Source organism: Streptomyces sp. NBC_00390, assembly GCF_036057275.1.
Taxonomy (GTDB): domain Bacteria; phylum Actinomycetota; class Actinomycetes; order Streptomycetales; family Streptomycetaceae; genus Streptomyces.
The window spans coordinates 6,945,861-6,968,333 of the sequence record NZ_CP107945.1 but is presented as its reverse complement, the minus strand read 5'-3'; the positions used below and the strand labels follow the sequence as shown (position 1 = coordinate 6,968,333).

Below are 22,473 nucleotides of genomic sequence, written 5' to 3'. Positions count from 1 at the left end.
GCTGCTGAACCCCACGGGACGGCGCCGGGAATCCGCTGATCAGGACGGTGTTCAGATGGTGATCAGTGCCTCCAGCGGAGCCCCGCCGAGAGTCGGCTCCAGGCGGGCACGGCCGCCGAGGAAGGCCAGTTCCATCAGGACCGTGAGGCCGACCACTTCTGCGCCGGCCCGGCGGATCAGCTCCAGCGACGCCCCGGCCGTGCCGCCGGTGGCGAGGACGTCGTCGATGATCATGACCCGGTCGCCCGCGGCCAGATCCTCGGCGTGCACCTCGACCTCGGCGGTGCCGTACTCCAGCTCGTACGCCTGGGAGAGCGTCGCTCCGGGCAGCTTGCCCGCCTTGCGTACGGGGATGAACCCGAGCCCGGCGCGTACCGCGACCGGCGCCGCCAGGATGAAGCCGCGCGCCTCCAGACCGACGATCTTGGTGGCCTGCGTCCGCACGCATACATCGGCGAGCGCCTCGGTCAGCGCCGTGAAGGCGACCGGATCCGCGAGCAGGGGTGTGATGTCCTTGAACATCACTCCCGGCTTCGGGTAGTCGGCCACATCACGGATACGGCTGAGCAGGAGCTCCTGGATGGCGGCGTCGGTCATCGACGCCTGCCCGACGGACGCCCACGGCCACGGCCGCGCTGGCCGACGACCGCGCCCGCGGGGGCGGCGTCACCGGGCACCCCGCCGAAATCCTCGTCGGAGCCCTCCGTCCCGTCCTGCGCCGACTCGCCCTTGGCAGCGGCGGCAGCGCGCTTGGCGAGCACCCGCTTCTTCAGGGCCTTCATCTGCGGCTCGCGCTCCTTGAGGTCGGCGACCAGCGGAGTGGCGATGAAGATCGAGGAGTACGCACCGGCCGCGAGACCGACGAACAGCGACAGGGAGATGTCGTTCAGCATGCCGGCGCCGAGGACACCGCCACCGATGAACAGCAGGCCCGCCACCGGCAGCAGCGCCACGACCGTGGTGTTGATCGAACGCACGAGAGTGCTGTTGATGCTGCGGTTGGCGACGTCGCTGTAGGTCCAGCGGGTCTGCTTGGTGATGTCCTTCGAGCCCTCCTTGAGGGAGTCGAAGACCACGACCGTGTCGTACAGCGAGTAACCGAGGATCGTGAGCAGACCGATCACGGTGCCCGGGGTGACCTCGAAGCCGACCAGCGCGTACACACCGACGGTGATGGTGATGTCGTGGATCAGCGCGACCAGTGCGGCGACGGCCATGCGCCACTCGAAGGCGATCGCGAGATAGATCACCACAAGGATCATGAAGACCCCGAGACCTGTCCAGGCCTTGTTGGCGATCTCCTTGCCCCAGCTGGGTCCGACCAGTTCGGCGTTGATCGTCTCCGCGTCGACCTTGAAGTCCTCGGCGAGCTCCTTCTCGACCTGGTTGGCCTCCTGAGTGTCCAGTTCGCTGACCTGGATGCGCAGGGTGCCGTTGCCGAGCTTCTGGACGATCGCGTCGTGGCCGGAGGCCCGTTCCGCCGCTTCCTGTGCCTGGGCGACGGAGACGCTCGTCTTCGAGGTGGTGAAGACGGCACCGCCCTTGAACTCGATGCCCATGTTCAGGCCCGGCACCACCAGGCTGACCATGGCCGTGATGGTGATCAGGATCGAGATGCCGTACCAGATCTTGCGCTTGCCGATGAAGTCGTAGCCGACCTCACCGCGGTACAGACGGGCGCCGAGATTGCCGAGTCGCGACATCTCACGCCTCCTTCGGGTCGACGGGGGCGGTGACGCGACGGGAGCGGCGCAGCGGCGGCTTGGCGCCGAGACGCTTCGGGTCCAGTCCGGACCACGGGTGGCCGTCCGCGAAGAACTTCTTGCGGGCCATGATCGTCATGAGCGGCTTGGTGAACAGGAACACCACGACGACGTCGAGCAGGGTGGTCAGGCCCAGCGTGAACGCGAAGCCCTGGACCTTGCCGACGGTGACGATGAACAGCACCGCGGCGGCGAGGAACGACACGAAGTCGGAGACCAGGATCGTGCGGCGGGCGCGTGGCCAGGCTCGCTCGACGGCCGGCCGCAGGGTGCGGCCCTCGCGGATCTCGTCCCGGATACGTTCGAAGTACACGATGAACGAGTCGGCGGTGATACCGATCGCGACGATGGCGCCACAGACCGCGGGCAGGTTCAGCGCGAAGCCGATACCCGGGCCGAGCAGGGCCATGATCGTGTAGGTCAGGATCGCGGACACCAGGAGGCTGAGGAGCGCGATGAACGCCAGGCCGCGGTAGTACGCCACGAGGTAGATGACCACGAGCGCGAGGCCGATCGCACCGGCGATCAGGCCCGCCTTGAGCTGCTCGCCGCCGAGGGCGGCGGTGACGGTCGTGACACTGTCCTCGTCGAAGGAGAGCGGCAGCGCACCGTAGGACAGGATGTTGCCCAGGTTCTGTGCGGAATCCTGGTCGAAGTCTCCGGTGATCTCGGCGCTGGCGCTCAGCGTCTGGTTCACCCGCGGGGCGGAGACCACTTCACCGTCGAGGACGATGGCGAACTGGTTCATCGGGGGCTGCTGCTGCGACAGGCGGCTGGTGATCTTCTGGAACTTCTTGGCACCGCTGCCGGTGAAGTCCATCGTGACGATCCACATGCCACGGTTCTGGTCCAGCTGGCCCTTGGCGTCGTCGACGTCCTTACCGTCCACCTCGGCGGGGCCGAGGATGTACTTGAACCACTCGCCGTCCTCCTGGCCACAGGCGACGGTCGGCTCGCTCGGCTTGACGTTGTCGCCGAGCTTGCCCCGCACCTTGTCGTCCGCGCAGTTCAGCTCGGTGAACTGCTTCTGGAGAGCGGCGGTGGCAGGGTCGGCCGACGGCGTCGCGCCCGGCTTGGGGCTGTCCGACGGCTCGGGGCTCTGCGAGCCCTTCGGGTCGGTGGACGCGGAGGGGGTCGGCGACGCCGCCGGAGCCTTGAGCGCGTCCGTGACGGCGCGGCCCTGCGTGGTCGGCGTCGCTGTGGGCGAAGGCGAACCGGACGGCGCGCCGGCCGTCGGCTTGTCCTTCGCCTTGCCGTCCCCGGCCTTCTCGCCCGCCGAGGCGCTGGGCTTCGGCTCAGGGGCGGTGGGGCCACCGGCGGCAACCGTCAGCACAGGCCGGAAGTAGAGCTGGGCGGTGGTGCCGACCTGGTCACGGGCCTGCTGGGAGTTCGTCCCCTTGGGGATGTTGACGATGATGTGCGATTGACCTTGGGTCTGAACTTCGGCCTCGGAGACACCCAGACCGTTGACACGGCGCTCGATGATGCCGACCGCGGTGTTCATGTTGGTCTCGTTGACCGCGTTCTCCTGGCCGGGCTGGGCCTTGGCCTTGAGCGTGATGGTCGTACCGCCCGCCAGGTCGATGCCCAGACGCGGCGTGAGCTGCCCCGCCCAGAACATGCCGCCTGTGAGCGCGACCATGGCGATCAGGATCAGAGCCAGGGCGCGCCCCGGCTTGCTCTGAGCCCCCGCGGGCCTTCGGCCCCTGTTCGGTGCTGCCACCTTCTCGTTTCTCCCTGTCCAACCGCCCCCGCGCCGGTGCGCGCCGGTGCGGCCACGAAGTGTTGTGGGGACCTGCCCCCGCGATCAGTCGGCACAACCCCAGGGACCGCCGGACGCCGGCAGGCGTCCGATGCGGTCCCCGGTCGTGACTACTTCGCGTCGCCGTCGGCCTTGCCGTCCTTGGGCTCGGCCTCGTCCGACTCGGCCTTCTTGCCGAGGTCGATCTTGGCATCGTCGGCCGAGGAATCGGTAACGGCGGCGTCGGCAGCGTCGGAGTCGGTGGTCAGCGAGGAAGCGTCGTCCGGAACGACCGGACCGTCCGCCTTGAGGTCGTCGTCGCCGTCACCGTGCACGATGCGGTTGTACTCCTCGTCGTCGAGGACGGCACCGATGGCGTTCTTCGCGAACACGAGGTGGACGCCCGGGGCGGCCTCGAGGAGGACCGTGTCGTGGTTGACCTCCTTCACGGTGGCGTACAAGCCGCCGATGGTCCGCACGCCGGTGCCGGGCTGCATCTGGTCGCGCATCTGCGCGGCCTGCTGCTGCTTGCGCTTGGCCGAGCGGGTCATCAGGAACATGGCCCCGATGAGCACGATGAAGGGGAGGAGGGTCAAGATATCCACGGGGGAATTCCTTCGTACGACCGCGGTGATGAACGGCCTGATCTACGGGGGTGGGCACGCCGACCCTGGAAGGGCGGCATCGGCGGAGTCTAAGCGAGTCCGCATCACTGGAACAACGCCCAGCATCCCACCGTGGTTCCTCGGCCGACGACTGTCCTCGCCGTCACGCCCCGAACAGACCCTGTTGTCGATGTGCACCGGTGGCCTGTGGCGGGGGTACGAGTCCGAGATGCGCCCATGCCGCGGCCGTGGCCACCCGGCCACGGGGAGTACGCGCCAGCAGCCCCTCGCGCACAAGGAACGGCTCGGCGACCTCCTCGACCGTCTCGCGCTCCTCGCCCACGGCCACCGCCAGCGTCGACAGACCGACCGGCCCGCCGCCGAAGAGCTTGAGCAGCGCCTCGAGCACGGCACGGTCCAGCCGGTCGAGGCCGCGGGCGTCCACCTCGTACACCTGCAGGGCCGCGGCGGCCACCTCCCGGCTGATCAGCCCGTCCGCCTCGACCTGGGCGTAGTCCCGCACACGGCGGAGCAGGCGGTTGGCGATCCGGGGTGTGCCGCGGGAGCGGCCGGCGATCTCGGCGGCGCCGTCCGCGTCGATCTCGACGTCGAGGAGCTGTGCGGAGCGGTGGACGACGCGCTCCAGTTCCTCGGGCCCGTAGAACTCCATGTGCGCCGTGAACCCGAAGCGGTCGCGCAGCGGGGGCGGCAGCAGACCGGCCCTGGTGGTGGCCCCGACCAGGGTGAACGGCGGCAGCTCCAGCGGGATGGCGGTGGCGCCGGGGCCCTTGCCGACGATCACGTCGACGCGGAAGTCCTCCATCGCCATGTAGAGCATTTCCTCGGCAGGACGGGACATCCGGTGGATCTCGTCGAGGAAAAGGACCTCGCCCTCCTGGAGGGAGGACAGGATCGCGGCGAGATCGCCGGCGTGCTGGATGGCGGGACCGGAGGTGATGCGGATCGGCGCCTCCATCTCCGCGGCGATGATCAGGGACAGCGTGGTCTTGCCCAGTCCGGGCGCGCCGGAGAGCAGGACATGGTCGGCGGTGGCACCGCGCCGTCGGGCGGCCCGAAGGACCAGGTCGAGCTGGGTGCGGACCTTCTCCTGCCCGATGAACTCGTCGAGGACCTTGGGCCGCAGCGCCGCCTCGACGGCGGTGTCCTCCCCATCGGCGGAGGCTCCGACCAGGCGCGCCTCCGCTTCGGCGGTGGTCTCGTCGTCCCAGTTCACGTTGTCTGCCTTCTCGGTTCGTACGGTTGTCGGCCGGTCGGTGGGCGGGTGCCCTGCGGAAGGCTTCCGCAGGGCACCCGTGTCAGCGCGCCCGGTTCAGCGTCTGCAGGGCGGCCCTCAGCAGAGGACCCACCTCGGGCGCGGCGCCCATGGCCTCCGCCTGGGGAGTGACCGAGGCAACCGCTTCGTCGGCCTCGCGCGTGGCGTAGCCGAGGCCGATCAGCGCGGCGTTCAGCTGATCACGCCAGGACGCGGTGACGGCCGTGCCGATGCCCTGCCTGCCGATGTGGGTGCCGACGGGCTCGCCGAGCCGGTCCTTCAGCTCCAGGAGCAGCTTCTGGGCGCCCTTCTTGCCGATGCCGGGCACGGCGGTCAGGGCCTTCTCGTCGCCGGTGGCGACGGCCACGCGCAGTGCGTCCGGGGTGTGCACCGCGAGCATGGCCTGGGCGAGCCGTGGGCCGACCCCGCTCGCGGTCTGGAGCAGCTCGAAGACCTGGCGCTCGTCGTCGTCCGCGAATCCGTACAGCGTCAGCGAGTCCTCACGCACGACCAGGGAGGTGGCCAGTCTGGCCTCCTGACCGATCCTCAGTCCGGAGAGTGTGTTCGGCGTGCACTGGACGGCCATGCCGACGCCACCGACCTCGATGACCGCGGTGGTGGGGGCGAGGGCGGCGACGGGGCCGCTCACAAAGGCGATCATGCGGTACGGCCTTTCCTTGCGTGATGCGCGGCGACCGCCTCCTGCAGGCGGTTCTGCGCGGGTGCGCGCCAGATGTGACAGATGGCCAGGGCCAGCGCGTCTGCGGCGTCGGCGGGCCTGGGCGGGGCGTCGAGCCGCAGGAGCCGGGTCACCATCGCGCCCACCTGGGCCTTGTCGGCGCGGCCGCTGCCGGTGACCGCGGCCTTGACCTCGCTGGGGGTGTGCAGGGCGACAGGCAGTCCGCGGCGGGCGGCGCAGAGCATGGCGACGGCGCTGGCCTGGGCGGTGCCCATCACCGTGCGTACGTTGTGCTGGCTGAACACCCGCTCCACCGCGACCAGTTCGGGCCGGTGCGCGTCCAGCCACTCTTCGATGCCGCGCTCGATGGCCACCAGGCGGTCGCCGATCTCGGCGTCCGCCGGAGTCCGTACGACGCCGACGCCGAGCATGGTCAGCGGGCGGCCGGCCACTCCCTCGACCACGCCGATGCCGCACCGGGTCAGTCCGGGGTCCACCCCGAGCACACGCATGCGCCCACCCCTCCCCTCTCTGCGGCTGAGCCTCCCCCACAGCTTCGCCCGGGGGTGCCCCAAGCCTCGCGGAAGTGGTCGTTCGCCGTCGTGGCCGATCAATTGACGGTTGTGGTCGTCAGGCTAACCGCTGCCTCCGACAACGACGGCGGGCCGACGGGGATCCGTCCCCGTCGGCCCGCCGCGTCGAAGCTGGATCAGGCGTCGACCTTCGCCATGACATCGTCCGAGACGTCGAAGTTGGCGAAGACGTTCTGCACGTCGTCGCTGTCCTCCAGCGCATCGATCAGCTTGAAGATCTTGCGCGCGCCCTCCTCGTCCAGCTCCACCTGCATGGTCGGGACGAAGTTGGCCTCGGCCGAGTCGTAGTCGATGCCGGAGTCCTGGAGCGCGGTACGCACCGCGACCAGGTCGGTGGCCTCGCTGATGACCTCAAAGGCCTCACCGAGGTCGTTGACCTCCTCGGCACCGGCGTCCAGCACCGCGCCGAGCACGTCGTCCTCGCTCAGCTCACCCTTGGGCAGGACGATGACACCCTTGCGGTTGAACAGGTACGACACGGAACCCGGGTCGGCCATGGAGCCGCCGTTGCGGGTCATCGCCACGCGCACGTCCGATGCGGCACGGTTGCGGTTGTCGGTGAGGCACTCGATGAGCACCGCGACACCGTTCGGGCCGTAGCCCTCGTACATGATCGTCTCGTAGTCGGCGCCACCGGCCTCGAGGCCGGCGCCGCGCTTGACCGCGGAGTCGATGTTCTTGTTCGGGACCGAGCTCTTCTTGGCCTTCTGCACGGCGTCGAAGAGGGTCGGGTTACCGTCCAGATCGGCTCCGCCGGTGCGGGCGGCGACCTCGATGTTCTTGATCAGCTTCGCGAAGAGCTTGCCGCGCTTGGCATCGATCACGGCCTTCTTGTGCTTCGTCGTAGCCCATTTAGAGTGGCCGGACATCTGCCTGTCTCCTTCGCGTAACCAATTCTGCGGTGTTCGGCAGAGATCCTACCGGGATCAGGTCACAGGCCCTTGCGCACCATGTCCACGAACAGCGCATGCATCCGGTGATCACCCGTGAGTTCGGGGTGGAAGGATGTGGCCACGGCATTGCCCTGACGGACGGCGACGATATGACCGTCGTACTCGGCGAGCACCTCGACCTGGGCGCCGACCGACTCCACCCACGGCGCGCGGATGAAGACGCCCTCGACCGGGCCACCGTCGATGCCCTTGACGTCGACGGCCGCCTCGAAGGACTCGTTCTGCCGTCCGAAGGCGTTACGGCGGACGATCATGTCGATCCCGCCGAGCGTCTCCTGCCCCGAACGCGGATCGATGATCTTGTCGGCCAGCATGATCAGCCCGGCGCAGGTGCCGTAGACCGGCAGCCCCGCGCGCAACCGCTCACGCAGCGGCTCCATCACACCGAAGAGCACCGCCAGCTTGGAGATCGTGGTGGACTCACCACCCGGTATCACCAGGCCGTCGACCTCCGCGAGCTCCTCGGGGCGCCGAACCGGCCTGGCCACGGCGTCAGCCGCGGCCAGGGCGATCAGGTGCTCCCGTACGTCGCCCTGGAGAGCCAGGACACCAATGACGGGAGTGGTCATTACCAGCCTCGGTTGGCGTAGCGCTCGGTCTCGGGCAGGGTGTCGCAGTTGATGCCGACCATGGCCTCACCGAGGTTGCGCGAGGCGTCCGCGATGATCTTCGGGTCGTCGTAGAAGGTGGTGGCCTTCACGATGGCGGCGGCGCGCTTGGCCGGGTCGCCGGACTTGAAGATGCCGGAGCCGACGAAGACGCCCTCGGCACCGAGCTGACGCATCAGCGCGGCGTCCGCCGGGGTGGCCACACCGCCGGCGGAGAACAGCACGACCGGCAGCTTGCCCAGCTCGGAGACCTCCTTGACGAGCTCGTACGGGGCGCGCAGCTCCTTGGCGGCGGCGTAGAGCTCGTTGTTGTCGAAGCCACGCAGCCTGGCGATCTCGTTCTTGATCTGGCGCAGGTGGCGGACGGCCTCGACGACGTTGCCCGTGCCGGCCTCGCCCTTCGAGCGGATCATGGCCGCGCCTTCGGCGATACGGCGCAGGGCCTCACCGAGGTTGGTGGCACCGCAGACGAACGGCGTGGTGAAGGCCCACTTGTCGGAGTGGTTGACCTCGTCGGCCGGGGTCAGCACCTCGGACTCGTCGATGTAGTCGACACCGAGCGACTGCAGGACCTGGGCCTCGACGAAGTGGCCGATACGGGACTTGGCCATCACCGGGATGGAGACCGCGTCGATGATCTCCTCGATCATGTTCGGGTCGGACATCCGGGCCACGCCGCCGTCCTTGCGGATGTCGGCGGGTACGCGCTCCAGGGCCATGACGGCCACGGCGCCGGCGTCCTCGGCGATCTTCGCCTGCTCGGCGTTGACCACGTCCATGATCACGCCGCCCTTGAGCTGCTCGGCCATGCCGCGCTTGACGCGCGCGGTGCCGGTCTCGGGGGACTGGGGGGTGACGGGGGGCGTGGTGGACACAGAGACCTCACTCAGGACGACGTAGTAATGCGTCACCGATGGAACACTCCGCAACCAGTCCACATCAAGGGCCAATGAACAGCCGGTGGATCGTTTTGCCGGTGTTCATCCACCCCGGCCTACTGCGGCCGGTCCGCCAGGGCAGTCGGCGGCTCGTCGTCCATCTCGAACGCCAGCGGGAACGGGGCGTGGCCGGCCAGCCGGAACCAGCGGACCTTGCGGTGCAGGCGCAGCGCACGCGCCGCGCGCACCGCGTCGTTGTGGAACCGGCGCGCCATGGGCACCCGGCGCACGGCCTGCGCCAGTTCCTCGGCCGCCTCCTCGCCACCCGGCACCTCACGGACCGCCTCGACCTGGGCCGTCTCCCCGAACACGGCCCGCAGCGCGGCACTCAGCTCGCTCTCGGCCACCTCGCGATGGTCCTCCTCCGCCTGTCGGGCGGCGTGCGCGGCCTCGTAGAGCACGATGGACGCGGCCGGATCGAGAACGCCGGAGGTGGCGAGCTCCTGGGCCACCGAGGCACGGCGCAGCAGTTGGGCGTCGAGGGCGGCGCGGGCGGCGTCGATCCGCGTATGGAGTCGGTCCAGGCGGCCGGCGGTCCAGCTGAGGTACATGCCGACGGCTACGAGGCCGACGATGATCCAGATCACGGTGCTCACGGGCGGCAAGGCTACCGGTGCGCTGCGCGGTGCCCTTGGGCGGGCGACGCCGGGGACGCTCCCGGGCGTGGCCCTGTCCTGGTGCGGTCCCTGTCGGGCGAGCACGTGGCTCCCGGGCTGCACTCACGGGAAAGCAGTCCGGGTACCCCACTCCAAAGGCCCCGGCCCCCGCACCACCCACCGGCCAGGCACCCTGCGGGCAACACCCACGGGCGCGCCCGCCCGACGGGACGCCTCGCGAGCGTCAGCGAGCCTGGCCGAAGCGGGAGCGGAAGCCGCTGCGTTCGTCCGCCGCCACCGACGCCGCACCGTGCGTCACCGTCTCGTACACCGCCAGGATGTCCGCGCCCACCGTCGACCAGTCGAAGCGCCGCACATGTGCCGAGCCCCGCCCACTCAGCTCCGCGCGGCGCGCCGGGTCCGACAGCAGCCGTACCGCCGCCGACGCGAGCGCCCCCGCGTCCTCGTTGGCGAACAGCTCACCTGCCGCCCCCTGGTCCAGCACCTGTGCGAAGGCGTCCAGGTCCGACGCCAGCACCGGCGCCCCCGCCGACATGGCCTCCACCAGGATGATGCCGAAGCTCTCACCACCCGTGTTGGGCGCGACATACACATCGACGCTGCGCAGCAGCCGCGCCTTGTCCTCGTCGCTGACCATGCCGAGGAACTCGACGCGTGAGCGCATCTCCTTCGGCAGCGTCGCGACTGCCTCCTCCTCGTCGCCACGCCCTGCCACGAGCAGCCTCACGTCCGGGCACTCGGCGAGGATCGCCGGGAGCGCCCTCATCAGCACCGGCAGCCCCTTGCGCGGCTCGTCGATGCGCCCTATGAAGCCGATGGTGTTGCCCTGCCACTCCTCCTTGGGCTCGGCCTTCTCGAAGAAACCGACGTCGACACCGTTGGGAATGACGACAGCGTCACCCCCGAGGTGCTCGACCAGCGTGCGCCGGGCGTACTCGCTGACCGCGATGCGGGCACTGATCTTCTCCAGTGCGTGCTGCAGGATCGGGTACGCCGCGATCATGGCGCGCGAGCGCGGGTTGGAGGTGTGGAAGGTCGCGACGATCGGGCCCTGCGCCGCCCAGCAGCTCAGCAGCCCCAGCGACGGGGAGGCCGGCTCATGGATGTGGATGACGTCGAAGGCGTTGTCGTGCAGCCAGCGCCGCACCCGCGCCGCCGACAGGAAACCGAAGTTCAGGCGGGCGACCGAGCCGTTGTACGGCACGGGCACCGCCCGGCCCGCGGAGACCACGTACGGCGGGAGCGGCGTGTCGTCGTCGGCCGGAGCCAGGACGGACACCTCGTGCCCGAGCCGGATCAGATGATCCGCCAGGTCACGGATGTGGAACTGCACGCCGCCCGGCACGTCCCACGAGTACGGGCAGACGATGCCGATCTTCACGTACGGCGCTCCTCGAGGTCGTCGAGCCACAACCGCTGCAGCATGTGCCAGTCCTCCGGGTGGTCGGCGATTCCCGTGGCGAAGGCATCGGCCAGCGCCTGTGTCATGGAGGACGTCTTCTCGGCCCGGGTACCTGTCTCGGGTACCTCGACGGGCGGGTGGATGCGTCCCTTCATCACCGACGACTCGTCGTACCAGAGAGTCACCGGAACCAGCAGCGCGCCGGTCTGCTGCGCGAGCAGCGCCGGACCGGCCGGCATCCGGGCCGTGTCGCCGAAGAACTTCACCTCGACGCCGGACGCGGACAGATCGCGGTCGGCCACCAGGCAGACCAGACCGCCGTCCCGCAGCCGGCGGGCGAGTGTGCCGAAGGCGGAGCCCCCGGAGTGCGGCAGGACCTCCATGCCGAGGCTCTCCCGGTAGGCCACGAACCGGTCGTACAGGGTCTCCGGCTTGAGCCGCTCGGCGACCGTCGTGAACGGCACGCCCAGCGCACGGGTCACCCAGATCCCCGCCACGTCCCAGTTGGCCAGATGCGGCAGCGCGGCCACCACGCCCTTCCCGGAGGCCAGAGCGTCGGTCAGGTGGTGGAGGTCCTTCGCGGAGAAGCTCTGTGCCGCACGCTCCTGGCTCCAGGTGGGGAGCCGGAACGACTCCATCCAGTACCGCATGTAGGAGCGCATGCCCGCCTTGGACAGCTCGGCCAGCCGCTCGGCCCCGGCGTCGGGCACCACCCGCGCCAGATTGGCCTCAAGGCGCAGCACCCCCTTGCCACGCCGCTTCCAGGCGATGTCGGCGATGGTGCGGCCGAGCGCCGCCGCGACCGGCTCGGGGAGCTTCTTGACCGCGGCCCAGCCCAGTCCGTACAGCGCGTCCGTCAGCCGGTCCCTGGCCCCGCTCATGCCTCACTCCCCTGCGATGTGCCGTGCGCGGTGGGCGACCCGTCGGCTTCCGCCGCCTCACGCCGTACGGTCACCACCCGCTGCCCCAGAGTCACCAGACTGCCGACGGCCACGATCCACAGGGCGATCGGCAGCAGCACGTCGACCCCGGGAACGCCGAATCCGTGCAGACCCGCCAGACCGGCGGCCACCAGCGAGATCACCAGCCGCTCGGCACGCTCGACGAACCCGTTGACAGCCACCGGCAGGCCGATCGACTCGCCGCGGGCCTTCGTGTACGACACCACCTGGCCGCTGGCCAGACAGAAGATGGCAACCGCACACAGCACATTGTCGTTGCCCTTGCCCGCGTACCAGAGCGCGAACCCGCCGAAGATGGCCCCGTCGGCGACCCGGTCCAGCGTCGAGTCCAGGAACGCACCCCAGCGGCTGGAGGTCCCCGCCTGACGCGCCATGTTCCCGTCGACCAGGTCCGAGAACACGAACATCGTGATGACGATCGTGCCCCAGAAGAACTCGCCCCGGGGAAAGAAGACCAGTGCTCCCACCACGACTCCCGCCGTGCCGATCAGGGTGACCGCGTCCGGGCTCACCCCGCGGCGGAGCAGAAACGCGGCGAACGGTGTGAGAACACGCGTGAAAAATGCACGCGCGTACTTGTTCAGCATGGCCTTCCCGAGGGTTCGGTGGGCCGAGTGGCCCCTACGGCCACCGGCTGGCCCATCGTAGCCACGACGTCAGCACCGCATGGGCGGCACCCGGCCTCCCGGGTTCGCGTACGACGTATGGACGCACCATGACGGGAGTGGAAAGCTCGAAAGACCACCCGCGGGCACCGCCGGAGCTGCCCCGGACGCCGTTCGGGGTCCACCACCCATCTCCCCCGCGCCCGCAGCTCCCCACTCCTCACCGGGCAATCGATCGGGAGGCATGAATCATGGGCGACAAGGCGAATGCACACCCCGGGGCCGCCGGCAGGGCAGTAACGGCCGACCACCCCGCATCCGTACGGAATGTGGTGCTGGTCGGCCACAGCGGTTCCGGCAAGACGACCCTGGTCGAGGCGCTCGCGCTGACCGCAGGAGCGGTCAACCGGGCCGGCCGGGTCGAGGACGGGGCCACGGTCTCCGACTACGACGAGATCGAGCACCGTCAGCAACGATCCGTACAGCTCTCCCTCGTCCCGCTCGAATGGGGCGGGTGCAAGATCAATCTGTTGGACACTCCCGGATACGCCGACTTCGTCGGCGAGCTGAGGGCCGGTCTGCGCGCCGCGGACGCGGCCCTTTTCGTCGTCTCGGCCGCCCAGGAGGCCGACGCGGTGGCAGGCGCGACGCGCATGGTGTGGGAGGAGTGCGCCGCGGTAGGCATGCCGCGCGCCATCGTCGTCACCCACCTGGAGACCGCGCGCACCGGCTTCGAGGAACTCACCCGGGTCTGCGGAAACATCTTCGGCGGCGACGACCCCGACGCCGTACTGCCGCTGTACCTGCCGCAGTACGGACCCCAGCACGCGGACGGGCACGCCCCGGTCACCGGACTGGTCGGCCTGCTCTCCGAAAAGGTCTTCGACTACACCTCCGGCGAGCGCAAGGAGAGCCCGCCCGACGCCGATCAGTCGGCGCTGATCGACGAGGCCCGCAACCGCCTGATCGAAGGGATCATCGCGGAGAGCGAGGACGAGACCCTCATGGACCGCTACCTCGGCGGCGAGGAGATCGACATCAAGACAATCATCGACGACCTCGAGAAGGCCGTCGCCCGCGGCACCTTCCACCCCGTGCTCGCCGCGGCGCCCGCATCCGACGGCGGAAAGCAGGGCCTCGGGACCGTGGAACTCCTCGAACTCATCACCGGCGGCTTCCCCACCCCGCTCGAGCAGACGGCACCTGCCGTCACGACCCCCGCCGGCGCACCACGTCCACAGATCACCTGCGACCCCGCGGGCCCGCTGGTCGCCGAGGTCGTCAAGACCGCATCCGACCCCTACGTCGGCCGGATATCACTCGTACGGGTCTTCTCCGGCACCCTGCGCCCCGACGAGACCGTCCATGTCTCCGGGCACGGCCTCGCGGACCGCGGCCACGAGGACCACGACGTCGACGAGCGGATAGGAGCCCTGACGGCGCCCTTCGGCAAACAGCAGCGCCCGCTCGGCCAAGCCATCGCCGGCGACCTCGCCTGTGTCGCCAAACTGTCCCGCGCCGAGACCGGCGACACGCTGTCGGCCAAGGACGACCCCCTGCTCATGGAGCCCTGGACCATGCCCGACCCGCTGCTGCCCCTGGCCATCCAGGCCCACAGCAAGGCCGACGAGGACAAACTCTCCCAAGGGCTGTCCCGGCTGGTCGCCGAGGACCCGACCATGCGACTGGAACAGAACCAGGCGACCCACCAGGTCGTGCTCTGGTGCCTGGGCGAAGCACACGCGGACGTCGCCCTGGAGAGGCTGCGCAACCGCTACGGGGTCCAGGTCGACGTCGTACCGCACAAGGTGTCCCTGCGCGAGACGTTCAGTGCCAAGGCCGCCGGACGCGGCCGGCATGTGAAGCAGTCCGGCGGCCACGGGCAGTACGCCATCTGCGAGATAGACGTCGACCCGCTGCCGCCCGGATCAGGCATCGAGTTCGTCGACAAGGTCGTCGGCGGCGCGGTGCCCCGCCAGTTCATCCCCTCTGTCGAGAAGGGCGTACGCGCCCAGGCAGCACGCGGCGTCGCCGCCGGATACCCGCTCGTCGACGTGCGCGTCACCCTGCGCGACGGCAAGGCCCACTCCGTGGACTCCTCCGACGCCGCCTTCCAGACCGCCGGCGCACTCGCCCTGCGCGAAGCCGCCGCCGAGGTCCCCATCCACCTGCTGGAACCGGTCGCGGAGATGCAGATCCTGGTCTCCGACGAATACGTGGGCCCCGTGATGAGCGACCTGTCCGGACGGCGCGGCCGCGTCGTCGGCACCGAACAGGCCGGAGGGGCCCGCACCCTCGTACGCGCCGAGGTACCGGAGATCGAGATCGGACGGTACGCAGTCGATCTGCGCTCCATCTCCCACGGCACCGGCCAGTTCAGCCGCTCCTACGCACGCCACGAGGCCATGCCCCACGCGGTCGCCGAACGCATGCGGGAACAGGCCGACAGCCACTGACAGTTACCCCTCCCGCCCGCCCACCACCCGGTGGGCGGGCGTCATTCCCACGTCCCCTGACGCGCCGGGCGCACCCCCGATACGCTGGGGTGCCCAGCTCAGCAGGTGTGCGGGGCACGGTAGTTGGGAACAGGCCGCTGTGCGGACGCACGCGGCGATGGGGGCGGCAGTGACAGACGGATTCGATTTCACACCCGGGGCCCAGGTCCCGCTCATGGGGTCGGCCGGACAGACCGCGGCGACGCACGCACTCGCGTCGGCGGCGTACCGCGACAGCCCGGTCAAGGACATCCTCAAGGCCAACAGCGACTGGCATGCCTCCGAGGTGAAGGAGGGCAGGTTCTCCCTCTTCGAACCCAACCTCGGCGAGGCGTTCTCACGAGCCGTGCAGGTGCGGCTCCTCGGCGGCGCCCGCGCGGCACTCATCCAGTCCTTCGGCACCGAACCACAGTCCGTCGTCGAGCACTGCCTCGCCGCCACCCGTATCCGCAAGGAGCGCGACACCAAGCTCACTGCGGTCATGGCGGTGTGCGGGCTGCTGTTCCTGCCCGGACTCCTGCTGTGGATGGGAGTCTTCCAGCTCCGCCGTACCATCGCCGGAGCCCAGAACAAGAGCGCCGGGGCGCTCGGCACCCTGCTCCTCGTCGGCATCGCCGGCCTCGCCATGCTCTTCCTGATCCGGCTGCCCTTCAGCGGACTGTGGGGCTACTACATCCGCGGCATGATCGTCGCACCCATCGTCGGCTGGGTCCTCGCCAAGCGGATCTGCGAAACCACCGCCAAGGACATGCGTGCACGCTGGGACAGCCTCCTCAGCGGCGGCGGCATCGGCGCCAAGATCCCCGAGGCCGTACCCGGCAACCCGGACGACGCCGCACGCGAGCAGCTGCGCCAGAGCCTGGAAAAGCTCACGGCCGAGCAGAACTCAAACGCCGTCTTCTACGCCGGCCCCAAGGGCATCCTCGGTATGGGCACCCGCTGGGGCAGCTGGCAGCTCGCCGAAGAGCTGGTCTCCAAGGAGTCCGGCAAGGAGATCAACCAGTTCCGCAGCTGGGACGTCATACGGGCCATCCACGACAAGCTCAAGATGCTCGAACGCGGCCCGCTCCACTCCGGCGGATTCCCCACCCCGTCGGTCAAGCACTGGATCGTGGCTCCCGTCGGCGAGAACGCCGCGGCCGTCACCCGGCCCGAGGGCGACGTGGACGCCTTCCAGATCCGGAACCACGAAATACAACGCATCTGCAACGAGCAGCAGTTCGGCGGCGGCAACCGCCACTACCTCGGCGTCCAGTTCACCCTCTGGGACGGCCAGCTGGTGATCACCATGATGATCACCGTCACCGTCCTGCACGAGACCCTGCGCATCGAGGTCACCGGCCATGCCCTCGGCCCGGTGCACTCCCTTTTCACCACCAAGCCCGAGCCCAAGATCGTCACCGTCAACAAGACGATCAGGTTCTGGGAGACCGTCGACCGGGTGCTGCCCCTGGTCGAGACCAGGGAGGTCGTACGGCTCGCCGTACGGGCCCCCTTCACCTGGTATCCGCCGCTCCTCGACTACCTCGGCGGCAAGCTCGTACTCCCCGAACCCTTCGGGCTGCGCCACGCCTGGGCCGAGAAGCCCTGGCGGCACCGGTTCATGGCCGACGACGCGATGCGCGCCGCCACACCTGTCCTGCGCGTGGCCCACGCGGCGGCGATGAGGGTGCTCGCGGACAACGGCGTCGACACCGAGAAGTTCGACAACCGCTCCATGGTCGTCAGCGGGTTCGTCCAGGACCCCACACCGAGGAACGCCGACCTCTACGACGCGTGACCCTGCGGCCGCCTGGCCCGTGCTACGCGGGCCAGGCCTCCGCCAGCATCTTGCGGGTGTCCGCGAGCAGCTGCGGCAGCACCTTGGTGTTGCCGACGATCGGCATGAAGTTGGTGTCGCCGCCCCAGCGGGGCACGATGTGCTGATGCAGATGGGCGGCGATACCGGCGCCCGCCGCGGTGCCCTGGTTGAGCCCGATGTTGAAGCCGTGCGCACCGGACGCGGTACGCAGCGCCACCATCGCGCGCTTGGTGAAGTCGGCGAGTTCGAGCGTCTCGGCGTCGTCCAGATCCGTGTAGTCGGCGACGTGCCGGAACGGGACGATCATGGCGTGGCCACCGTTGTACGGGTACAGGTTCAGCACCGCGTAGACCGTCTCGCCACGAGCGATGATCAGACCGTCCTCGTCGGACTTCGACGGGATCGAGCAGAACGGGCAGCCGTCGTCGGAGCCCGGCCCGGTGGGCTTGTTCTCACCCTGGATGTACGCCATCCGGTGAGGAGTCCACAGGCGCTGGAACGCGTCAGGCGTCCCGACTCCGATCTGCTGCTCCGGCTCAGTCGTCATGCGGGCCAGCATATTCGCTGGGGCCGACATGATGCGGCGAGGGGCGGCCCCGGCCGGGACCACCCCTCGAAACCCCACTTGCGCGGGGACCATGTCACACCTGTACGCGGCGCTCCACCACGTCGACGAGCTTCGCGACCGCCGCGTCACGCGGAATCCCGTTCTCCTGCGAACCGTCGCGGTAGCGGAAGGACACCGTGCCGGCGTTCATGTCGTCGTCGCCGACGATGATCATGAACGGGACCTTCTGCTTCTGCTGGTTGCGGATCTTCTTCTGCATCCGGTCCGAGGATGCGTCCACGTCGACCCGCAGGCCCTTCTTCTTCGCCTCCGCGGCGAACTCCTGCAGGTACCCGACGTGCGCGTCACCGATCGGGATGCCCACGGCCTGCACCGGCGCGAGCCACGGCGGCATCGCGCCCGCGTAGTGCTCGAGGAGCACCGCGAAGAAGCGCTCGATCGAGCCGAACAGGGCGCGGTGGATCATGACGGGGCGCTGCTTGGTGCCGTCAGGGCCGGTGTACTCCAGGTCGAAACGCTCCGGCAGGTTGAAGTCGAGCTGCACGGTGGACATCTGCCAGGTACGGCCGATGGCGTCCCGCGCCTGCACCGAGATCTTCGGGCCGTAGAAGGCCGCGCCGCCCGGGTCAGGGGTCAGCGGGAGGCCCTGCTTCTCGGCCACCTGGCGCAGGACCTCGGTGGCTTCCTCCCACACCTCGTCGCTGCCGACGAACTTCTCCGGGTCCTTGGTGGACAGTTCCAGGTAGAAGTCGTTCAGACCGTAGTCGCGCAGCAGGTTCAGGACGAAGGTGAGCGTCTTGTCGAGCTCCTCCGCCATCTGCTCCTTGGTGCAGTAGATGTGCGCGTCGTCCTGGGTGAAGCCACGGGCACGGGTCAGACCGTGCACGACGCCCGACTTCTCGTAGCGGTACACGGTCCCGAACTCGAAGAGACGCAGCGGCAGTTCACGGTAGGACCGGCCGCGCGCGTCGAAGATCAGGTTGTGCATCGGGCAGTTCATGGGCTTGAGGTAGTAGTCCGCGCCCTCGTCGAGCTGCATGGGCGGGTACATGCCCTCGGCGTACCAGTCCAGGTGGCCCGAGATCTCGAAGAGCTTCCCCTTGGTGGCATGCGGGCTGTAGACGAACTCGTAGCCCTCCTCCTCGTGCCGCTTGCGCGAGTAGTCCTCCATGACCCGGCGGATGATGCCGCCCTTGGGGTGGAAGACGGCGAGGCCGGAGCCGATCGCGTCCGGGATGGAGAAGAGGTCCAGCTCGGTACCGAGACGGCGGTGGTCGCGCTTCTCGGCCTCGGCCAGGAAGTCGAGATGCGCCTTCAGCTCGTCCTTGGACGGCCATGCGGTGCCGTAGATGCGCTGAAGCATCGGGTTCTTCTCGCTGCCGCGCCAGTACGCGGCGGCATTGCGCATCAGCTTGAACGCGGGGATGTTGCGGGTGGTGGGCAGGTGCGGACCGCGGCAGAGGTCCTTCCAGCACAGCTCACCGGTCTTGGCGTCCAGGTTGTCGTAGATGGTCAGCTCACCGGCTCCGACCTCCACGTCCGCGCCGTCGTCGTGGGACGCGGAGCCCTTGAGGCCGATCAGCTCCAGCTTGTACGGCTCGTCCGCCAGCTCCTCGCGCGCGGCCTCGTCGGTCACGACGCGGCGCGAGAAGCGCTGGCCGCGCTTCTGGATCTCCTGCATCTTCTTCTCGACGGCCTTGAGGTCATCGGGGGTGAAGGGCTTGTCGACGTCGAAGTCGTAGTAGAAGCCGTCCCGTACCGGCGGGCCGATGCCGAGCTTCGCCTCGGGGAACAGCTCCTGCACGGCCTGGGCCATGACATGCGCGGTGGAGTGGCGCAGGATGTTCAGTCCGTCCTCGGAGGAGATCTCGACGGGCTCGACCTCCTCGCCGTCCTTGATCTCGTACGCGAGGTCCTTCAGCTCACCGGCGATGCGGGCGGCGACGATGGTGCGCTCACCTGCGAAGAGGTCCGCCGCCGTGGTGCCCGTGGTCACCACGCGCTCTTCCCGCTCGGAATCGCGTTGGATGATCACACGGACGTCTGACACCGGTCTCTCCTGACTGAAGGGGTACGCCGCATTCGTATTGCGCACGCGCTACGAATCGTACCGAGCCGCGGGGACCACTCGCGAAATGGTTTGTCTGACGCGCTCCCTATGCCTCCCCTGGTCCGCAGGCGTCCTCGAAGGTGTCGAGATTCTCGTGCAGGGACTTCATCAGCCGGTCCCGTTCGGCCTCGTCGACCTGCACGGGCACCACATCGGTGGCGTCGGTCAGGCGCCGGAAGCCGCCGCGGCTCTCCAGCCGTCCCACCACCCTGATCGGCAGACCCACCAGGTGGGCGTGGCCTGCGGTGCGGTACGCCTCCTCGTCGAGCGCCACCCGTACGTGGGGCACCTCGGCGCCGCCCAGGACCCGAAGCCGCACGGTCCCGGCGCCACGCGGCCCCGAGCGGCGCATGCGGACGACCGTGCCGGTGATCCGTACGGGTACGGACGGCTCGTCCTGGAGGTAACGGGCGCCCGCCTCGCGCAGTGCGGGCAGATCGCCGGGGGAGAACTCCACCGGCTCCATCCGGGCGGTGCACCCGTGCGGCACGCCCGCGGCCGGTGACCACTCCAGTGCGATGCTCGCTCCTTCGGAACCACGGACGAGGGCGATCACGGCCTCGGTGAGCTCTCTGCTGACTCCTGCCTGGACCCCTGCGTCGAAGGCCTCCATGCCCCCGGCCGCGCGCTGGAAGTCGATGGCCTCCCGGGTGGCCTGCAGGGCGTGGCTGAGGCGGACCGCGACGGCGCGTCCGCTCTGCACGGGGACGAAGGCGGTCAGTGACCGGCCGCCGGGGGCGGGGCCGACCAGGATCCCTTCGAGCGAGGCCTGGGCGGTCCTGCGGTGGCGTGCTCCGTAGTAGCCGGCCCGGCCGCGTACCGCGAGCGCTCCGGCGAGCAGCATCTGCCGGGCGGCGGAGCGCAGTTGTTCCTGTGCGGGCCAGGAGGCGGTGCCCGAGGGGCCCGGTGGCACATCCCGCCACCAGCGGATCTCGTCGCTGGGCACGGTCAGGCCGACGAGGACATCGCGCGCGGAGGGTGCGGCGCTGCGGGCGAGGGCGGTGAGCGCCTCGCCGAGCAGGTCTTCGCTGTCGGGGAAGGCCCTGCTGTCGGGCACGAGAAGACTGGTGCCGCCCCCTGCGGGCGGGGGCGGTGTCCAGCGCGTGTAGCGTCCGGCGGCTCCTCCGCGGCGGCGCCAGCCGTGCCGGTCGAGGAGTGCGCCGAGGACGGCGGGGTCGACCTTTGCGGGGTCGGGCTGCCCTCCGCCGTACCAGGGGCCGGGCGGTTCGCTCGCCGGGTGTGGGCGCATGGGCTCGTCGAATGGCCGGTGCATCAGGGTCTCCCTCCCGCCCCGACGCGCATCATGATCTCGCAGAGCGCCCGGTCGTCGAAGATCCGTGCGGTGGGTATCCGCACGGTGGTCCTGCGCCGGCCGGTGACAGGGTGGCCGGCCAGGTTGGTCCAGTAGCAGCAGTGGCGCAGGTCGAGGCGGTCGTGGCCGGCACGCAGCCACTCGTCCTGGGTCCGGGGGACGAGCATGACGACGAGGATCTTGTGCACGGAGACGGGGGTGCGGGCGAGCTTCACCAGGTGGTCGTTGTCGAGGGTGAAGGAGAACGCCGGTCCCGGCGGGTGCGGGGGGATCTGGTAGGTGCATTTGAGCTGCACCTTGATGGTGACCTCGTCGTCGACGGTGTGCCGGGCCGAGCTGTGGCTGACGTGCCAGTCGATGCCGTTGTCGGGAAAGGGCTGGGACAGCGAGCATCCGGCTGCGGCGGCGACCGCATGCAGATAGCCCACCTGAAGGGTCTCCATGCAGGCGGTGGTGGCGAGAGCGCCGCGCAGCGGGACCGTCCGCTGGGGCAGCAGCCCTCCCGATTCGGGCTGCGCGAGCGCCATGGCTCCGTGTGCCTTTCGGGCTGTGCCGGTCGATGTCTTCGCACGACGGAGCCGTCCTGCCGTCATATCCGCACCCCGTCATCTGTGTTGTCACCGCCCTGCGTACAGCGCAAACGGTCCGGGTATCACCGATTCGGGCAGGGGTTGTCGCCATCTGCCGGGTACGTGCGAGGAGTTCGGGGATGACGTACTGGTTCGACGGCCCACTGGCCGCATTTGACACAGAGACCACAGGCGTGGATGTCGAGGAGGATCGGATCGTGTCGGCGGCGATCGTCGTCCAGGACACGCCGGGCGGGCGGCCGCGGGTGACGCGGTGGCTGGTGAATCCGGGGGTGCCGGTGCCTCCTGGTGCCACGGAGGTGCACGGCCTGACGGATGATCATCTCCAGCGCAACGGCCGTTGGCCGGCGCCGGTGATGGAAGAGGTGGCGAGGTCGCTGGCGGAGCACTGTGCGGCGGCGCGTCCGCTGGTGGTGATGAACGCGCCGTTCGATCTCACCATTCTGGACCGCGAGTTGCGGCGCCACCGGGCGTCGTCGCTGGGCCGCTATCTGCAGAACTCGCCACTGTGCGTGCTGGACCCGCGGGTGCTGGACAAGCATCTGGACCGCTATCGCAAGGGCCGGCGTACGCTCACCGATCTGTGTGCGCACTACGAGGTGGTCCTGGAAGGCGCTCATGATGCCGCGGCCGATGCGGCGGCGGCGCTGGAGGTCGTACGGGCGGTGGGGCGCCGGTTCGCGTCGCGGCTGGAGCGGTTGTCGCCGGCGGAGCTGCATACGCTGCAGGCGGTGTGGCACGCGGCGCAGGCACGGGGCCTGCAGGCGTGGTTCGCCCGCAGCGGCACGCCGGAGGTCGTTGATCCGGCGTGGCCGCTGCGGCCGGAGCTGCCTGCCGCGGCCTGAGCATGACGGCTCG

At 69.6% G+C, this 22,473-nt stretch carries 21 protein-coding genes; 3 read left to right on the top strand and 18 right to left on the bottom strand.

All coding sequences use genetic code 11. From position 1 onward, the window contains the following. Positions 1-51 precede the first annotated feature (51 nt). The 14 genes from OHS70_RS30935 to pgsA form a co-directional block, all read right to left on the bottom strand. Positions 52-597 (bottom strand): adenine phosphoribosyltransferase, encoded by a 546-nt coding sequence (locus tag OHS70_RS30935; RefSeq protein ID WP_328402810.1) that lies wholly within the window; start codon positions 595-597, stop codon positions 52-54. Beyond that, on the bottom strand, positions 594-1,703 hold the full coding sequence (secF, locus tag OHS70_RS30930; protein WP_328402808.1) for a protein translocase subunit SecF: 1,110 nt from the start codon (positions 1,701-1,703) through the stop codon (positions 594-596). The genes OHS70_RS30935 and secF overlap by 4 nt, the downstream gene beginning before the upstream one ends. Position 1,704: 1 nt before the next feature. Continuing rightward, positions 1,705-3,486 carry a protein translocase subunit SecD gene (gene secD / locus OHS70_RS30925; RefSeq protein WP_328402806.1) on the bottom strand — a complete coding sequence of 594 codons (1,782 nt, stop codon included), beginning with the start codon at positions 3,484-3,486 and terminating at the stop codon, positions 1,705-1,707. A gap of 149 nt (positions 3,487-3,635) precedes the next feature. Beyond that, a complete protein-coding gene (gene yajC / locus OHS70_RS30920; RefSeq protein WP_328402804.1) occupies positions 3,636-4,109 on the bottom strand; it encodes a preprotein translocase subunit YajC in 474 nt (157 codons plus the stop codon). Positions 4,110-4,272: 163 nt separating this feature from the next. Continuing rightward, positions 4,273-5,343 (bottom strand): Holliday junction branch migration DNA helicase RuvB, encoded by a 1,071-nt coding sequence (gene ruvB, locus OHS70_RS30915; RefSeq protein ID WP_328402802.1) that lies wholly within the window; start codon positions 5,341-5,343, stop codon positions 4,273-4,275. Between the two features lie 82 nt (positions 5,344-5,425). Then, positions 5,426-6,043, bottom strand: coding sequence for a Holliday junction branch migration protein RuvA (ruvA, locus tag OHS70_RS30910; RefSeq protein WP_328402800.1), 618 nt, complete (start codon positions 6,041-6,043; stop codon positions 5,426-5,428). Beyond that, complete coding sequence (gene ruvC / locus OHS70_RS30905) at positions 6,040-6,573, bottom strand: crossover junction endodeoxyribonuclease RuvC (protein ID WP_328402798.1); 534 nt, start codon at positions 6,571-6,573, stop codon at positions 6,040-6,042. The genes ruvA and ruvC overlap by 4 nt, the downstream gene beginning before the upstream one ends. 197 nt (positions 6,574-6,770) lie before the next feature. Then, a complete protein-coding gene (locus OHS70_RS30900; RefSeq protein ID WP_328402795.1) occupies positions 6,771-7,523 on the bottom strand; it encodes a YebC/PmpR family DNA-binding transcriptional regulator in 753 nt (250 codons plus the stop codon). 62 nt (positions 7,524-7,585) lie between these two features. Next, positions 7,586-8,176 (bottom strand): pyridoxal 5'-phosphate synthase glutaminase subunit PdxT, encoded by a 591-nt coding sequence (gene pdxT / locus OHS70_RS30895; protein ID WP_328402793.1) that lies wholly within the window; start codon positions 8,174-8,176, stop codon positions 7,586-7,588. Further along, positions 8,176-9,090, bottom strand: coding sequence for a pyridoxal 5'-phosphate synthase lyase subunit PdxS (pdxS, locus tag OHS70_RS30890; RefSeq protein ID WP_328406038.1), 915 nt, complete (start codon positions 9,088-9,090; stop codon positions 8,176-8,178). The genes pdxT and pdxS overlap by 1 nt, the downstream gene beginning before the upstream one ends. Positions 9,091-9,209: 119 nt before the next feature. Continuing rightward, entirely contained in the window at positions 9,210-9,704 is a 495-nt protein-coding gene (locus OHS70_RS30885) for a hypothetical protein (protein WP_328406036.1), read from the bottom strand. 289 nt (positions 9,705-9,993) lie between these two features. Beyond that, positions 9,994-11,151 carry a glycosyltransferase family 4 protein gene (locus OHS70_RS30880; RefSeq protein WP_328402791.1) on the bottom strand — a complete coding sequence of 386 codons (1,158 nt, stop codon included), beginning with the start codon at positions 11,149-11,151 and terminating at the stop codon, positions 9,994-9,996. Continuing rightward, positions 11,148-12,053 carry a phosphatidylinositol mannoside acyltransferase gene (locus OHS70_RS30875; protein WP_328402789.1) on the bottom strand — a complete coding sequence of 302 codons (906 nt, stop codon included), beginning with the start codon at positions 12,051-12,053 and terminating at the stop codon, positions 11,148-11,150. Before OHS70_RS30875 ends, OHS70_RS30880 begins: the two co-directional genes overlap by 4 nt. Next, positions 12,050-12,721 carry a phosphatidylinositol phosphate synthase gene (gene pgsA / locus OHS70_RS30870; RefSeq protein WP_328402787.1) on the bottom strand — a complete coding sequence of 224 codons (672 nt, stop codon included), beginning with the start codon at positions 12,719-12,721 and terminating at the stop codon, positions 12,050-12,052. Before pgsA ends, OHS70_RS30875 begins: the two co-directional genes overlap by 4 nt. Before the next feature lie 269 nt (positions 12,722-12,990). Between pgsA and OHS70_RS30865 the strand changes: the two genes are divergently transcribed. Then, positions 12,991-15,195 carry an elongation factor G-like protein EF-G2 gene (locus tag OHS70_RS30865; RefSeq protein WP_328402785.1) on the top strand — a complete coding sequence of 735 codons (2,205 nt, stop codon included), beginning with the start codon at positions 12,991-12,993 and terminating at the stop codon, positions 15,193-15,195. Between the two features lie 157 nt (positions 15,196-15,352). After that, positions 15,353-17,014: a hypothetical protein gene (locus tag OHS70_RS30860; protein WP_328402783.1), complete on the top strand. Its 1,662-nt coding sequence runs from the start codon at positions 15,353-15,355 to the stop codon at positions 17,012-17,014. 22 nt (positions 17,015-17,036) lie between these two features. Here the strand turns inward: OHS70_RS30860 and OHS70_RS30855 are convergent, their stop codons facing one another. The 4 genes from OHS70_RS30855 to OHS70_RS30840 form a co-directional block, all read right to left on the bottom strand. After that, a complete protein-coding gene (locus OHS70_RS30855) occupies positions 17,037-17,594 on the bottom strand; it encodes an HIT family protein (RefSeq protein ID WP_328402781.1) in 558 nt (185 codons plus the stop codon). A gap of 82 nt (positions 17,595-17,676) precedes the next feature. Next, entirely contained in the window at positions 17,677-19,653 is a 1,977-nt protein-coding gene (thrS, locus tag OHS70_RS30850; RefSeq protein WP_328402779.1) for a threonine--tRNA ligase, read from the bottom strand. 106 nt (positions 19,654-19,759) lie between these two features. Continuing rightward, the gene (locus OHS70_RS30845; RefSeq protein ID WP_328402777.1) at positions 19,760-20,986 is read right to left on the bottom strand and encodes a hypothetical protein; all 1,227 of its coding nucleotides are present in this window, start codon (positions 20,984-20,986) and stop codon (positions 19,760-19,762) included. Next, on the bottom strand, positions 20,986-21,552 hold the full coding sequence (locus tag OHS70_RS30840) for a DUF4365 domain-containing protein (RefSeq protein WP_328402775.1): 567 nt from the start codon (positions 21,550-21,552) through the stop codon (positions 20,986-20,988). The genes OHS70_RS30845 and OHS70_RS30840 overlap by 1 nt, the downstream gene beginning before the upstream one ends. Before the next feature lie 182 nt (positions 21,553-21,734). On the opposite strand from OHS70_RS30840, the gene OHS70_RS30835 reads away from it, so the two are divergent. Beyond that, entirely contained in the window at positions 21,735-22,460 is a 726-nt protein-coding gene (locus tag OHS70_RS30835; protein ID WP_328402773.1) for a 3'-5' exonuclease, read from the top strand. Positions 22,461-22,473: the final 13 nt, after the last annotated feature.

Bases quoted from the DNA above. Each gene is read 5' to 3' on its own strand.
- ruvC (WP_328402798.1), bottom strand. From the start codon at position 6,573: ATGCGTGTGCTCGGGGTGGACCCCGGACTGACCCGGTGCGGCATCGGC.
- OHS70_RS30840 (WP_328402775.1), bottom strand. From the start codon at position 21,552: ATGGCGCTCGCGCAGCCCGAATCGGGAGGGCTGCTGCCCCAGCGGACG.
- OHS70_RS30885 (WP_328406036.1), bottom strand. From the start codon at position 9,704: ATGTACCTCAGCTGGACCGCCGGCCGCCTGGACCGACTCCATACGCGG.
- OHS70_RS30835 (WP_328402773.1), top strand. From the start codon at position 21,735: ATGACGTACTGGTTCGACGGCCCACTGGCCGCATTTGACACAGAGACC.
- OHS70_RS30865 (WP_328402785.1), top strand. From the start codon at position 12,991: ATGGGCGACAAGGCGAATGCACACCCCGGGGCCGCCGGCAGGGCAGTA.
- OHS70_RS30935 (WP_328402810.1), bottom strand. From the start codon at position 597: ATGACCGACGCCGCCATCCAGGAGCTCCTGCTCAGCCGTATCCGTGAT.
- OHS70_RS30845 (WP_328402777.1), bottom strand. From the start codon at position 20,986: ATGCACCGGCCATTCGACGAGCCCATGCGCCCACACCCGGCGAGCGAA.
- OHS70_RS30875 (WP_328402789.1), bottom strand. From the start codon at position 12,053: ATGAGCGGGGCCAGGGACCGGCTGACGGACGCGCTGTACGGACTGGGC.
- OHS70_RS30855 (WP_328402781.1), bottom strand. From the start codon at position 17,594: ATGCTGGCCCGCATGACGACTGAGCCGGAGCAGCAGATCGGAGTCGGG.
- OHS70_RS30860 (WP_328402783.1), top strand. From the start codon at position 15,353: ATGGGGGCGGCAGTGACAGACGGATTCGATTTCACACCCGGGGCCCAG.
- OHS70_RS30900 (WP_328402795.1), bottom strand. From the start codon at position 7,523: ATGTCCGGCCACTCTAAATGGGCTACGACGAAGCACAAGAAGGCCGTG.
- ruvA (WP_328402800.1), bottom strand. From the start codon at position 6,043: ATGATCGCCTTTGTGAGCGGCCCCGTCGCCGCCCTCGCCCCCACCACC.
- pgsA (WP_328402787.1), bottom strand. From the start codon at position 12,721: ATGCTGAACAAGTACGCGCGTGCATTTTTCACGCGTGTTCTCACACCG.
- secF (WP_328402808.1), bottom strand. From the start codon at position 1,703: ATGTCGCGACTCGGCAATCTCGGCGCCCGTCTGTACCGCGGTGAGGTC.
- pdxT (WP_328402793.1), bottom strand. From the start codon at position 8,176: ATGACCACTCCCGTCATTGGTGTCCTGGCTCTCCAGGGCGACGTACGG.